Here is a 13,959-nt window from a genome sequence, read left to right on the forward strand (position 1 = left end):
TGTGGCCTTACTGCTTTACAACAGGGAGCAGGATAGAGGTTGCGTCCTTCCCTCCGTGATGGATGCTCTGGGTTGCAACCGTGTAATCCGCAGGTTTGGCATCAAAAATATTCGGCACGAATTTCTGCGGGTTACGGTCATATAGTGGGAACCACGAGGACTGAATCTGCACCATAATCCGATGCCCTTTTGCAAACACATGGTTCACGGCAGGCAATGTAAAGTGATAATGCAGCGTGGCGTTTGGCTCGAGCGCTTCCGGCTTGGCAAAATCCTTCCGGTAACGACCCCGGAAAATATCCATGGAGACTGGCAGCTCATACCCGCCCATTTTCGGGTCATCCGGTGTCATGGCTGGCTGAACGTCAATCACCTTCACCACCCAGTCTGAATCCGTGCCGGTCGTGGCGGCAAACAGGTCTGCCACCGGCACACCGCTTACGCGGACAGGCTCGTCCAGCACCTCGGTTTCATAGGTCAGCACATCCGGGCGGGATTCTGCTTCCCGCTGATCCTGCACCAGCCAGGGCTTCCAACGGTCCCCCTGTGCAAACGCAAAGGGCCGCGCGATAAACGGAACCGGGTGTGCCGGGTCAGACACATAGCTATCTGCCCCATCCGCTGCCGGGCGCGTAAAGCTCAGACCATGCCCCTCCGCCAGATACAGAGGCGTCAGGCCACCCGTGCAGTCAGTTTCACAAACTGAGGGCCAAGAACGGTAATAATCCCATTTCTGATCCCCCGTATTGTAAATAATGGCGTCCGGCAGATGCACGGCAGGGCTGCCGGGCTTCAGATATTCATCAAAAAACGGCCGGAACACATCGCGCCGATACTGGTGCGCTGTATCGCCCTCAAATTCCAGCGGGCCAAGGGTAGACCCATTATAGTTCACCCCACTATGCCGCCACGGCCCCATGACCAGCGTATTCGGCGCTTTGATATCCGCATCCTTCAACGCCTGCCAGGAATGGATTGCGCCCCACATATCTTCCTGATCCCACAGGCCCTGTTCCCACAGCATCGGGACGGTGGGTTTGCGCTGCGCCAGAAGTTTATCCAGCGCCTGCCCCTGCCAGAACGCATCATAGGCCGGGTGAGCGTGCATCCGCTGCCAGAACGGATACTGGTCCAGCCCGGCCTGCGTCGCAAAGTTTCCGGCAGATCCGGCTTTCAGAAAATTCGTGTAATCATCAGCATCTCTGCGCGGGATGCTGTCGCCTGACCGCCGCACCGTCATCTGGCTGGTAAAATAGTCAAACGAGCCCTGACGGAAGGCGCCGTAATGGAACCAGTCATCGCCCATCCAGCCATCGACCATCGGGCTTTCCGGTGCGGCCACCTTCAGCGCCGGATGCGGGTCCAGCAGCGCCATGACCACAGTAAAGCCTTCATAAGAAGAGCCGGTCATGCCGACGCGCCCGTTGGACTCCGGCACATTATGCACCAGCCAGTCCACCGTATCCCACGCATCCGTCGTTTCATCCGTTTTGGTGGGGTTGAGGGGGCCATGTGGCGGGCGTGTCATCACATAATCACCCTGAGAGCCATATTTACCGCGAATATCCTGAAAAACGCGGATATAGCCACCATCAACAAAAACATCATCCCCTTGTGGCAGCACTTCCCGCATGGTCAGCGCATTGGGCACGCGGTCTGCACGGTGGCCCGCATTATAGGGCGTCCGTGTTAAAAGGATGGGGGCATTGCGGGCATTTTTAGGAATAACAATAACGGTATACAGCTTCACGCCGTCCCGCATGGGGACCATCACTTCCCGTTTGATATAATCCCGCTGCTGGTCCGTTGGCAGATGCACGCTGGCCGGAATATCGCTCCCGGTCTGCACACTCAGCGGGTCATGCGCCGGAGCTGCCTCAGCCGTGGGTGCGGCGGCCTGCGCGGCCGGAAGCGTTGCCATCAGCAACAGTCCGGACACGGCAACACCGGCCCACAGGCTCTTTTTATGTCCGGTGACGTTCTGTTTTAAGCTGGTCTGATATCCCACCATGATCCTGCACTTCTGTCTGGTCATTGCTTTGCAAGCTGATGCCCAGACGATGCGTTGGATCTGGCGGTTCGTCCACCCTGTTTTCTCAGAAACCCGCCTCAGACCGGGCAGGTAACCGGGGTAATCTGAGCAAAGGCCCAGTCCAGCCAGGGCAGCAGCGCCCGCACGTCTGATGCCTCGACCGTGGCCCCACCCCAGATACGCAGGCCCGGTGGGGCGTCCCGGTAGCTGGCAATATCAAATGCCACGCCTTCTTCATCCAGCAGAGCGACCATCTGTTTGACAGCCTTCATCTGCTCGGGCCGCTCCAGTGCTAAAAACCACGGTGCCACAATCCGCAGGCAGATGGCGGTAGATGACCGCTCGGCGTCATTCCGGGCCAGAAACTCCACCCAGTCCGTCCGGGCTTCCCACGCGCTTACTTCCGCCAGATTGGCCTGACTACGGGCCTTCAGCCCGGACAGACCGCCCACGGACTCCGCCCATTTCAGGCTGTCCAGCGCATCTTCCACACACAGCATGGACGGGGTGTTGATAGTATCGCCCCGAAAGATGCCTTCAATCAGCTTGCCTTTTCCCGTCAGACGGAAAATCTTGGGCAGCGGGCGCGGTGCTTCAAAACTTTCCAGACGCGCTACGGCACGCGGAGAAAGAGCCAGCATCCCGTGCGCGGCCTCTCCGCCCAGCGCTTTCTGCCAGGACCATGTGACCACATCCAGACGGTCCCACGGCAGATCCATCGCAAAGGCGGCTGATGTGGCGTCACAGATCACCAGCCCTTCATGCTGCGCCGGAATGGCCTCAGCGGAAGGAAGGCGCACGCCAGACGTTGTGCCATTCCACGCCAGAACGACATCATGCGTCCAGTCCACCTGTGTCAGATCCGGCAACTGGCCATACTCTGCCTTCAGAACGCGCGCCTTCTCCAGCCTGAGCTGGGAGACAATATCCTGCGCCCACAGGGAGGAAAAACTTTCAAACGCCAGCACATCCACCGGGCGCTCACCCAGCAGGGACCACAATGCCATTTCCACCGCGCCGGTGTCCGACGCCGGGACAATGCCCACCCGCCAGCCTTCCGGAACGCCGAGCATGGCCGCAGAACGGTCAATCACCTCCGCCAGTCTAGCCCGCCCTTCCGCAGAGCGGTGAGACCGGCCTGTCAGCGCGTTAGACAGCGCCGCCACAGTCCAGCCCGGACGCTTGGCGCAGGGGCCGGAGGAAAAGCACGGATTGGCAGGGCGGCAAGCCGGACGGGAGGAATTGGAGGAATGTGTGGAGGTCATCACCCGGTCCGGTTTCATGGAAGTGAGACAAGTTATGGTGCGAGAGAGGGGACTCGAACCCCTATGCCTTGCGGCGGTCGATTTTGAGCCGACTACGTCTACCGATTCCGTCACTCTCGCGGCAGGGCTTTCCCTACCAGCAAAAAGGCTGGCAGAAAAGGCCACATCCCCTCCGGTCCGCCTTGCCCCGTTCCGGGCAGGGCCGAAGCAGAACAGGGATTACCGGCAGACGCGCGCGGAACCGTCCGCAGCGATATAGGTGCCGGTCTGGGTATTAAAGCAGGCATTCTGCACACAGCTGTTCCCGCTGGCGAGCGGCTGAGGGTAGTTCTGCACCGCCATGGCCTGACTCTCCCGCGCGGCCGTCCCACAGAGGGGGGTGTTGGCCGGGGCAGACGGATCATTCGTCAACTGGCTTTCATTCGCAGGGGTGCCCTGCTGGATTGCCATATTGGCCGGAAAAGTCTGGAGCGGGACTTTCTGTTGCGCCGCAGGCTGGGCCGCACATCCGGCCAGCAGCCCCAGAACAAGGCAACACCCAAGCGGGCGAAGAAAACGCGTAGACATGTGGACAGTCCCCTCAAGGCAGGCCGGGCCTCACAGCCCCCGTTTTTCTCTGTGCCGTGTGCACAGGCTGACACAATAGACAGGATCAGAATTCAAGCTCAACCAGGCTTCCCTCCCGCCTTACAGTTCCAGCGTGGTCTGCTCGGCTCTGGCAGGTTTTTTCCGGCTGATAACGGCATCACGCTGGCCATCCCCAAAGGTCAGCACAACATCTTCCCCCATCTTCAGCTTGCGGGCTGACGTGACCGGCTGGCCCTGCGCCGTGACCAGCGCATACCCCCGCGCCAGCACAGCCTGCGGAGAAACCGCTTCCAGTTGCCCCCCCACACCCGCCAGTGCCGCGCGGCGTTCCCGCACCAGTGCAGCCAGCGGAGCCGGAGAAATCCGCAACCGCCCCAGCCGGGCTTCCTGCCGCTGCAACGCGTGCTGCAACCCTGTCCGCAATCCGCTCCCCAGCAGAGCCAGCCGGGTGTTGCGCGCCGACAGCAGGGTTTCCACCGCAGGCATATGCCGTTCCACCGCAACCAGCGCGGCCCGCCGCCCCTGCACAAAGCCGGGGAGTGCAACGTCCAGCCTGCGGCCACGATCATCCAGCATCATCCGCGCCGTGCCCAGCAGGCCCGGCAGATCGGGCAGGGCGGCCGCAGCCCGGTCCAGCCGCAGCCGGGCCGTTTGCATCATGCGTGAGAGCGCCCCGAGCGCCCGTGCGCCCCGGTGTTCCAGTTCCGCCAGCATTTCCGTGCGAACCGGCACAGCAAGCTCCGCCGCAGCGGTCGGGGTAGGGGCTCGGCGGTCGGATGCAAAATCAATCAGCGTGGTATCGGTCTCATGCCCGACAGCGGAAATCAGCGGAATGCTACACGCAGCAGCAGCCCGCACCACGGCTTCCTCATTAAACGCCATCAGGTCTTCCAGGGACCCGCCCCCCCGCGCCACAATCAGCACATCCGGGCGCGGCACACCTCCGCTGCCCTCCAGAGCGGAAAAGCCGTTAATGGCGGCTGTAATCTGCGCGGCGGCCCCTTCCCCCTGCACCGCCACCGGCCACACCAGCACCGGGCGCGGAAAGCGGCGGCTGAGGGTTGTGCAGATATCATGCAGCACCGCGCCCTGCGCGGACGTCACCACACCAATCACACGCGGCAACAGGGGCAGGGGGCGTTTGCGGTCTGCGTCAAACAGACCCTCTTCCGCCAGCTTCAGCCGCAGGCGTTCAATGCGGGCCAGCAGAGCGCCTTCCCCCGCATACTCCATCCGCTCCACCACAAGCTGGTAGCTGGAGCGTTCGCCGTAGGCGGAAATCTTGCCGGTAGCGATAATTTCCAGCCCGTTTTCCGGCACCAGACCAAGGCGGGAGACCGAGCCACGCCAGACCACGCCGGAAATCTTGCCGCGCTCATCTTTCAGAGAAAAATAGAGGTGCCCGGAGGGGTAGCGTTTGAATTCGGTAATTTCCCCACGCACCCGCACCCGGCCAAAGTTGCCCTCAAGCGTACGCCTGATCGCCCCGGAAATTTCCGAGACACTATATTCCGGCACATTCCCGCCAGAAGGTGCCCCTGTTGCAAGATCTTCGATCATTTGCCCAACCTATGCTACAGACGCTCGCCCTGAAAGAGCAGAGCTGACAGAGTGAGAGAGAAAAATATGCGGGTACTTCTGGTTGGATCCGGCGGACGTGAACACGCACTGGCCGCAACACTTGCACGATCCCCCAGGCTGACGGCCTTGTTCATTGCTCCGGGCAACCCCGGCACGGCAGAGCTGGGCACCAATGTTGCCATTGGCGCAAGCGATGTGCCCGCTCTGATCACTTTTGCCAAAGAACAGCAGGTTGACCTGATTGTACCCGGCCCGGAAGCCCCGCTGGTGGCTGGTCTGGCCGATGCGTGTGAGGCCGCCGGTCTGGCCTGCGCAGGCCCCACGCAGGCTGCGGCGCGTCTGGAAGGCAGCAAGAGCTTCAGCAAGGAAATCTGCTACGCCGCAGGTGTGCCCACCGCACGGGGGGAACGCTTTACCAGTGCGGAAGCGGCCATCACCTATATTGCCGAACGCGGTGCGCCGATTGTGGTGAAAGCCGACGGTCTGGCGGCAGGCAAAGGCGTGGTTGTAGCGCAGACCGTAGCCGAAGCGCAGGACGCCGTGCGGGAAATGATGACCGAAGGCAGCATGGGGGACGCTGGCCGGAGCGTGGTGATTGAAGACTGCCTTGTGGGGGAGGAAGTCTCCCTCTTCGCCTTCTGCTCGGGCGAGACAGCTATGCTGATTGGCGCGGCACAGGACCATAAACGCATTGGCGATGGTGATACCGGCCCCAACACTGGCGGCATGGGCGCCGTCTCTCCGCCTCGCGGGTTTGACCGCGCAGCGCAGGAAGCGGCACTGGATCTGGTGGTTCGCCCCATGCTGAAAGAAATGGTCCGCCGGGGTACGCCGTTCCGGGGCGTGATTTTTGCGGGCCTGATGCTGACCGAAACCGGCCCGCAACTGATTGAATATAATGTCCGTTTTGGCGACCCGGAGGCGCAGGCTCTTCTGCTCCGCCTGACCTCTGATCTGCTGCCCGCACTGGCCGCCCTTGCGGAAGACAGGCTGGACACAACTCCCGTCACGTTCTCGGATCAGGCCGCCATCAGCATCGTCATGGCGGCTCGCGGTTACCCGGCAAAACCCGAAACCGGTGCTGTTATTTCCGGCATTGCTGATGCCGAGGCGCTGGACGGCGTACGCGTCTTTCAGGCAGGCACCAAAGAAAACGCGGCCAGAGAACTGGTTGTAGCCGGTGGGCGTGTTCTGTCCGTCTGTGCGCTGGGGGACACAGTGCAGCAGGCGCAGGAGCGTGCTTATGCAGGTGTTAAAGCTATCTCATGGGATGGTGCGGCATGGCGCACGGATATTGGAGCCCGCGCCCTTTAGAAGGGCTTTATTTTTACGTGTGATATTCAGAATAGATCTTTTTATCACACGTTTTTTCTTAAATCTCTGCGCCGGTCTTTATAGCCAGCTTACGTCTTAAAACTGGCACCAACTCAGCTTCCAGATCGTGTGGCCTGACCGCTCATACGCCCCAGTTTCGCACCAGCACCCTCGCGTCTGACCCATCCGGATAATAGGCGCGTCGCGTCCCGGCCTGCACAAACCCGGCTCCGGCATAAAGCGCCTGTGCGGCTGCGTTTCTGACCGAGACTTCAAGAAACATCCGTTCAGCCTCACGCACCTGCGCTTCCATCACCCCCCATGTCAGAAGCTGCCGCGCAATCCCTTGTTTGCGGAAGGCCGGAGCTACACAGAGAGTGAGAATTTCAGCCTCATCCGCCACGCAGCGGATCATGAGGAAACCTGCAGGCTGCTCCCCCACAAGAGCAAGGCCCGTCACCACACCGTGCAGGGGGAGAAGCTGCTTTAAAGCGGCTTCATTCCAGACATCATCGCCAGAAAAACTTTGGGCATGGAGGGCTGCCAGCACCGCACCGTGAGCGGCCTGCGCCTTAACAATCTCCACTGGTAGCACGATTGTCTGGGTCAAACCGGCGCAGACCGTAAACCGGCGGCCGGAAGCTTGGCCTCTGGTGGGTCAACATACAAAGGCAGCGCATCCCGTGGCGCAAGCTGGCCTGACAGTCTTGCAACGGCTGCTGCCGCAATCTGGGTTGCCGTCGGCTGTGTGAGCACAGAAAAAACGGCATCTTCAACCGGGAGTGACGCTGCTGCATCTCCCGCCAGCACCCAGCGCCCCGGCAGGGCAGACCAGTCTGCAAGAGCAACGGCCTGCACCCCCTCCGCGCGCTCTACAAACACACGCCCGCGCCGGGCTGCCGTGACCAGCAGCCACCCGTTCACATTGCCAGAGCTGCCGCACTGCGCATCAAGCTCCGGGCGCAAAGCTTCTCCCCGCGTCACCCCGACCAGCGGACACCCCGCCCCAAGCGCATACCCCGCCGCCATGGCGCAGGACGCCCGCAAACCAGTGAAGGAACCGGGGCCTGTCACTACTGCCACAAGATCAGGCTGCACCGCGTGTCCGGCTCCCCAGCCTGCCTGCTGCAAGGCACAGGCGGCCAGAAGGCCAATGCCTTCCGCGGCCTGTTTTCCGGCGGCACCTGTCTGGGAGAGCACCGTATAACCGCCCTCAGACAAAGGAGTCACACAGGCCGCCATTCCTGCGGCGGCATCCCCTGCCGGGCTGCCGTCCAGCACCAGAATACGCTCAGCCACGACACTCACAGCAGACGACACGCTTCATCAAACCCCAGACGCGGAGCGCGGGGCGGCAACTGCTCAATATCCCCATAGCCCAGACAGAGCAGGAAGTTCGCGCGCCAGCCGTCCTCGGCCAGAAAAGCATCTTCCACCATGTTCTGGTCAAACCCGGAGATCGGCAGGGCATCCAGCCCAAGGGCGCGCGCGGCCGTAATCATGTAGGCCCCTTCCAGCGTGCCGTTCCGGAAAGCGGTTTCTTCCGCCAGCCCTACATCCGCCGCAAACCACGAACGCAGTTCCTCATTGGGCGCTAGGCGCGGCAGTTCATCAAAAAACAGGGGATCATACGCCACAATGGCAATGACGGGCGCGCCCATCACGCGGTTTACATTCCCGGCGGACAAAGCCGGGCGCAGACGCTCCCGGCCTTCCGATGCAGTAATAAACACAAACCGGGCCGGGCTACAGTTGCCGGAGGTCGGCCCAAGGCTGACCAGACTATACAGGCGGCGCAGCAGGGCAGGCTCCACCGGGCGGGCCATCCAGCGTCGTGGCGTGCGCGCCTTTTGGAAAAGAAGATCCAGCCCGCTATCATCCAGCATTTCTGTCCTGCCTCCGCTGCCCCGCCTGTGCGGGGCTTTCCTGTATCTGCTCCCCTTTTAGGTCACAGACCGGGAGACGGAAAGATGCTGAGCGCGGCCTTAGCCTTCAACCTGCTCCACGGACACAACTTCCGGCACATAATGCCGCAGCATGTTTTCCACACCATGCTTCAGCGTAGCGCGGGAGGACGGGCAGCCCGAACAGGCCCCCTGCATCGTCAGGCGCACAATGCCGTCCTTGTAGCCACGGAACACAATGTCCCCCCCATCTCCGGCCACGGCCGGGCGAACGCGGGTGTCCAGCAGTTCCTTGATCTGGGTGACAATCTCCTGATCTTCCGGCGCAATCGGGTCTTCCGTAATCCCCGCACCTTCGGCCACAACCGGAGCCCCTGACACAAAATGGTCCATCAGAGCTGTCAGCACCAGCGGGCGCAGGTCTGACCAGTCTTCGTAATCAGACTTGGTGACGGACACAAAGTCATTGCCCAGAAACACGCGCGAGACGCCGGGCAGTGCAAACAGCGCATCCGCCAGCGGAGACCGGCCAGAAACGGCATCGGCATCAATAAAGTCAATCGTCCCTGCGTCACCCATCACGGCACGGCCGGGAAGGAACTTCAGGGTGGCGGGGTTGGGGGTGTCTTCAGTTTCAATAAACATGGCAACCTGATCCTGATCGTCTGCTACGGGTCTCTCTGGCTCATCAGTTGGCATCACAATGCGGACAGGACAAGTCCTGTATTGCAAGAAAAAACCCGCTCAGCCGGGAAAAACAGGGGTTTTTATAGGCAGGCATGCCTGCGGAGCAGCCATGCGCCACCTGTGTTCCGCCCTTCACACCTCAATCCGGCGCAGCATCCCGGCTTTTTTGCATCTGTATGAGCCGCGCCCTCAGGGCCGGGTCGCTCGCATAAATAAACAGACCATGCACAGCCCGCGTCATCAGCACATTGATCGCATTCAGCATGATACGCTCTTTTGTGCCACCGGGGTCCTGAATCCCGTCCCGTCCGGCAAACGCCGCACCATCCTCATACCGGCTGGTCTCAATCCGGATGCCGTCTGTTGCCTGATCATACAACACGGACGGGCCTAAAATCAGCCCCACATAATTCAGGTCAAACCCCTGCACAGTGTACACGGAGCCAACTTCATCAATCGTATCCGGTCGCTCCGCCCATGGCAGTTTTTCATCTGGCAGGGAACGGTCCCAGCGGAGGGTAAAGCGGCCCTCATGGATAAAGTGATCTTCCCCATTCAGTGTGTACGGATAGTCATATGTCGCCACCATGCGGGAGAGACCATGGCGGGCATTTTCCTGCCTGATCGCCTCGTACAGATCCTGTGCATCGTCAAAAAACCTGAAATCGAATGTCTGTTTATGGGGCATGGGAAGAATTTTCTTCCGGCAAAACCCGTCAATCCAGTCGAGCACATCCTGTTCCGCCTGCACGCGGAACTGCGTTTTCAGATGATAAATCTGGCATGGCAGCCCCTGCACCAGACTTTCCAGAAGCGCCTTGCTCCAGCAACTTTTAAATTTCAGAACCTGCTTTTCATCAAAGACCAGAACCGTAATTCTGGCGAGTTTAATCAGTTCTTCAAGATGATTATTTTGTTGAAATCTGTTGTATTTGTCACTTTTTGTCAGAAGAAGATGGGCTTCATCCACAAAAATAATATCTGCTTTCTTACCTGACTTGTGCATTCTGTTGATGAATGTTGTCGGGCGCTCAAAGTCTTTCTTTTTCAGAGCAGGATAAGATTCAGAAATATTTTTATAGAGCTTCATCATTTCCGGATGATTAACAACGAGCATATTGTCCGTCTTCCAGAATAGACTATTTTTATCATCGCCGCGTGACAGAGACTGTATTTCATTAAAAATTGAATTTATGACAATACTTTTCCCTGTTCCTGCGTTACCTTCAATAATAAAAACCGCGTGCGCATCATACAGGTGGCCCAGACAAAATGCCTTGATAGCGTTTTTCAGATCCTGCTGTTCCGGCGAGAGATGTTTTTCAGGGGATAGTTTTTCTACCGCGCCGTTTTCATAAAAATCTGTCTGATCAGCCTCTTCCACAGCTCCTCCTTGATGCTGGCCGGAAGGGGCTGCTTTCCATTCCCCTTCCGGCCAAAACACATCAGATTATTTTCCGGCGGCAGACCCGGCCGCATTGCTTGCCCCAAGGGGAGCGAGCAGCGCGTCCAGAAGCTGCGTGTTCCCGTCCAGATGCGGGTAGCGCAGACCACCATGATATGTGACAGACACGGTATGGTACCGGTCACCATCCTTCAACAGCAGCTCTATCGGGGCAGCATCCTTATTTTTGGCACTGGTAATCACATCCTGAAGGGCTTCAGGATCATAAGACTCCCCATTGACGGCCAGCAGGTCCTGATCCCGTGTAATTCCGGCCTGCCAGGCCGGGCTACCCCACAAGACGTCACTCACCGTGCCCTTCTTGCTTACCGTCAGCCCCAGAGAGAACATGAAATCGGAAACATGACGCAGATCAGAATAAGATTTGATGTAGTCAGAGGGCTTTTCTGTATAGACAACAGTTGCCCCACCGCGCGTAAACCCATCCAGTGGCGCATGGGTGCTGGTATTGTACAGCCGGTCATGCAGGAATTTTGCCCAGTCATAGGACTGCACAGCGTTCAGCGTTTTGACGACATCTTCAAAATTATAGGTACTGGTAATAATACTTCCATTATGAGTGCCAAAAAATGCTTTGGCAAAATCATTCAGGCTTTTTGTATTGCCTGAAAGTTTGCGGATCAGCGTATCCGCATCCAGCCAGACAAGCTGCCCTTCGGAATAGTAGTCCTCGCTCCGCTGCCAGCTTTTCCAGGATTGTGGGGAACGCTGGGCAATAATCGGGTCATTTGTTGTATCAATCAGCGGACGCCACTGCCGGCCCTGACGATTATCATAGGTTGCCGCAACTTCCGCCAGCGCCTCCTTGACCTGCGGCACCGTCATCAACCCTGCGCGCGCGGCCAGCACATAGCCCCAGTATTGCGTCTGCCCTTCATACACCCACAGGCCCGTGCCCCGCTGCGGAGTATTGAAATCCGGCGCCCACAGCCCGTCCGGACGGCGATATTTTCCATCCCATGAATGGGTAAATTCGTGGGCCAGCAGATCCCGCATCCCGAAGGTCTTATCCCAGTGGGTAAAATACCCGCGCGGACCGCTGTTTTCACTGGACTGATGATGTTCCAGCCCAATGCCTCCCAGCTTGGTTGTCAGAGCCAGTAGAAAATCATAATGCGCATAATGGTGTGACCCAAAAAGCAGGTTTGCCTGCTTTACAAGGTTTTTATGCGCCTGAATCTGTGCCTCTGTCGCAGCCAGATCTTCCGGATGGTCCGCCATGACATTCAGCGTGACAGACACCTTATCATCCTGTGTCAGGTCAAACTTCCGGAAATACTTCCCTGCAAAAATAGGGGAATCAACCAGTGTGTTGAAGGACACAGGCTGGAAGGAGACCTTGCTGCCGCTCCCTGCGCCATCAGACCGCAGAGCAGTGCCGTAAGACCACCCCTGCGGAAAGACCACGCTCGGATGCACCATAATCTGCCGCGTAAAATAGCCTGCCGGATAAAGGGAAACTGCGGACCACTGGATATTCTCCATTGTATCCGTCATGACCACGCGCCCCACTTTGGGGGACACAGGTGTCAGCAACTGGTAGGACACTTCAAGCTGTTTTGTACCCTGCGGCACATCAATATGGAACGCGCTGACAGTCACCGTATCCCGCAGCCACGGAATCACTTTTCCATCGGCTTTTACCGTCAGGTCTCCCACCTGATTGATCGTCCCGCTGGGGGAGTGGTTCCCCGGCAGCCACATCGGGTAGAGCAGCACAAAATCCCCGCCTTTTTCCACATAGCGGGTGGGGAGAGGGATTGTCTCCTTCATGCTCAGGATATGGCGGGCAAGGTCTGTGCCATCGACTGACAGAGAAAGTGTGCTGCCAAACGGCACATCCTGCGGAGCAGGCACAGCAGGAGGAAGCGGGAGTGGCATGGGCTGCGGCTGGGCGGACAGATCCGCAGCCAGCCCCTGTGGGGCCCCTGCAAGAGCAAGGCCGACCACGGCAAGGCATGGGGCTGTCAGCCCGACGCTGGACAGAAAGCGGTTTCGTAATGACATCACCAGATCTCCAACGGATGCGGCACGCCCTGAACGCCATCCGGCAACAGGCCGCACGCATGATTTCATTACGCTTTTGAAGCACTCTCACAAAGGCCTGTCGAGGCCTGAAATCTCCCGCATGCTCACTTTCACTCACTCTGCCATCCGCGCTTTGGCAGCGCCGCGAAAAGCCCGCGAAAGACCATTCTCATGCTGACGCCTCTCGGTGACGTGTCGCCATGCCTGAGAGAATTACTGCCGCGTTTCCTGTGCCAGTTTAATAAATGTTTCAACACTCTGGTTTTTTGCATGTTTGCGCCACACAAAATAAACATCTGTCGGGCCGGAGCCGTCCAGCCTGAAGGTCCTGAGTGTTTCACCTCTTTCACGAAACTGCCGGATAACACTTTCCGGCATACAGGAGAGACCTTCTCCCGCCCTAAGGCATGCAAGGATCAGATCATAAGATTCCAGCGTCAGGACAGAGCGCGGCTGGTAACCTTTATCCTCAAGCCACTGCTCCGCGCATCGCCTGTAAAAACAGTCTTTATTAAACAGATAGAAGTCTGATTGCGCGATCAGATCCGGTGTAATTTTCTTTACATGACCGGGCACAACCAGATGCAGCTTTTCAGAAAAGGCAAACGTGCCCTCCAGCATGGTATTTTCCACCGGTCCGTCCGTCAGCGCCAGATCAATCACTTCTGTTATCAGCATATCTTCAAGACTGAAGCTTGGTTTTTGTAAAATATTAAGCTGTATTCCCGGATACACACGCATAAAATGCGGAACACAGCGCGGGAGCAGGCTTAGAAAGGCCACGTCCAGCGCGCCTACAGTCAGAATACCGCGCGGCTGCCCCTCAGACCAGAGTTTTGGCAGGCGCTCGGCCCTGCAGACAATATCTTTTGCTTCTTTATAAAAAAGGCGGCCTGCTGGCGTAATCAGAAGCTTTTTACGGTCCCGCACAAACAGATCCTGCCCCAGATCAGCCTCAAGCTCTTTCAACCGCATCGTGAGGTTTGAGGCAACGCAATGCATTTGCCGCGCGGCCTCCGCAATGGAACCTGCTTCAACAATAGCGCAGAAAAATCTGAGGTGAGACAGCTTGGGAACATACATGACATCATCACT

At 58.6% G+C, this 13,959-nt stretch carries 12 protein-coding genes and 1 tRNA gene; 1 reads left to right on the top strand and 12 read right to left on the bottom strand.

The window, feature by feature from the left end; genetic code table 11:
- Nucleotides 1-7 precede the first annotated feature (7 nt).
- The 5 genes from KP699_RS00235 to xseA all read right to left on the bottom strand — a co-directional run bounded on the left by KP699_RS00235 (nucleotide 8) and on the right by xseA (nucleotide 5,445).
- Entirely contained in the window at nucleotides 8-1,921 is a 1,914-nt protein-coding gene (locus KP699_RS00235) for a CocE/NonD family hydrolase (RefSeq protein ID WP_215761492.1), read from the bottom strand.
- A gap of 188 nt (nucleotides 1,922-2,109) precedes the next feature.
- Nucleotides 2,110-3,297 carry a phosphoserine transaminase gene (locus KP699_RS00240; RefSeq protein ID WP_215761224.1) on the bottom strand — a complete coding sequence of 396 codons (1,188 nt, stop codon included), beginning with the start codon at nucleotides 3,295-3,297 and terminating at the stop codon, nucleotides 2,110-2,112.
- A gap of 35 nt (nucleotides 3,298-3,332) precedes the next feature.
- Nucleotides 3,333-3,417, bottom strand: a tRNA-Leu gene (locus KP699_RS00245).
- Between the two features lie 99 nt (nucleotides 3,418-3,516).
- Nucleotides 3,517-3,864: a hypothetical protein gene (locus KP699_RS00250; RefSeq protein WP_025828312.1), complete on the bottom strand. Its 348-nt coding sequence runs from the start codon at nucleotides 3,862-3,864 to the stop codon at nucleotides 3,517-3,519.
- Nucleotides 3,865-3,984: 120 nt separating this feature from the next.
- Nucleotides 3,985-5,445, bottom strand: coding sequence for an exodeoxyribonuclease VII large subunit (xseA, locus tag KP699_RS00255; protein ID WP_215761226.1), 1,461 nt, complete (start codon nucleotides 5,443-5,445; stop codon nucleotides 3,985-3,987).
- Between the two features lie 66 nt (nucleotides 5,446-5,511).
- Here xseA and purD point away from each other — a divergent pair, with 66 nt between their 5' ends.
- Nucleotides 5,512-6,780, top strand: coding sequence for a phosphoribosylamine--glycine ligase (gene purD, locus KP699_RS00260; RefSeq protein ID WP_215761228.1), 1,269 nt, complete (start codon nucleotides 5,512-5,514; stop codon nucleotides 6,778-6,780).
- A 142-nt stretch (nucleotides 6,781-6,922) separates the two neighbouring features.
- Here purD and rimI read toward each other — a convergent pair whose 3' ends face one another.
- The 7 genes from rimI to KP699_RS00295 all read right to left on the bottom strand — a co-directional run bounded on the left by rimI (nucleotide 6,923) and on the right by KP699_RS00295 (nucleotide 13,947).
- Nucleotides 6,923-7,390: a ribosomal protein S18-alanine N-acetyltransferase gene (gene rimI / locus KP699_RS00265; protein WP_252346707.1), complete on the bottom strand. Its 468-nt coding sequence runs from the start codon at nucleotides 7,388-7,390 to the stop codon at nucleotides 6,923-6,925.
- Nucleotides 7,387-8,022 carry a tRNA (adenosine(37)-N6)-threonylcarbamoyltransferase complex dimerization subunit type 1 TsaB gene (gene tsaB / locus KP699_RS00270; protein ID WP_215761494.1) on the bottom strand — a complete coding sequence of 212 codons (636 nt, stop codon included), beginning with the start codon at nucleotides 8,020-8,022 and terminating at the stop codon, nucleotides 7,387-7,389. Before tsaB ends, rimI begins: the two co-directional genes overlap by 4 nt.
- Nucleotides 8,023-8,084: 62 nt before the next feature.
- The gene (locus KP699_RS00275) at nucleotides 8,085-8,666 is read right to left on the bottom strand and encodes a malonic semialdehyde reductase (protein ID WP_025828031.1); all 582 of its coding nucleotides are present in this window, start codon (nucleotides 8,664-8,666) and stop codon (nucleotides 8,085-8,087) included.
- 99 nt (nucleotides 8,667-8,765) lie between these two features.
- The gene (locus tag KP699_RS00280; protein ID WP_077930770.1) at nucleotides 8,766-9,329 is read right to left on the bottom strand and encodes a NifU family protein; all 564 of its coding nucleotides are present in this window, start codon (nucleotides 9,327-9,329) and stop codon (nucleotides 8,766-8,768) included.
- Between the two features lie 181 nt (nucleotides 9,330-9,510).
- The gene (locus KP699_RS00285) at nucleotides 9,511-10,755 is read right to left on the bottom strand and encodes a DUF2075 domain-containing protein (protein WP_215761230.1); all 1,245 of its coding nucleotides are present in this window, start codon (nucleotides 10,753-10,755) and stop codon (nucleotides 9,511-9,513) included.
- 66 nt (nucleotides 10,756-10,821) lie between these two features.
- A complete protein-coding gene (locus KP699_RS00290) occupies nucleotides 10,822-12,717 on the bottom strand; it encodes a M61 family metallopeptidase (protein ID WP_252346728.1) in 1,896 nt (631 codons plus the stop codon).
- Nucleotides 12,718-13,077: 360 nt separating this feature from the next.
- Nucleotides 13,078-13,947 carry a LysR family transcriptional regulator gene (locus tag KP699_RS00295; RefSeq protein ID WP_215761232.1) on the bottom strand — a complete coding sequence of 290 codons (870 nt, stop codon included), beginning with the start codon at nucleotides 13,945-13,947 and terminating at the stop codon, nucleotides 13,078-13,080.
- Nucleotides 13,948-13,959: the final 12 nt, after the last annotated feature.

It is taken from the genome of Acetobacter sp. P1H12_c (genome assembly GCF_018811975.1).
Taxonomy (GTDB): Bacteria; Pseudomonadota; Alphaproteobacteria; order Acetobacterales; family Acetobacteraceae; genus Acetobacter; species Acetobacter persici.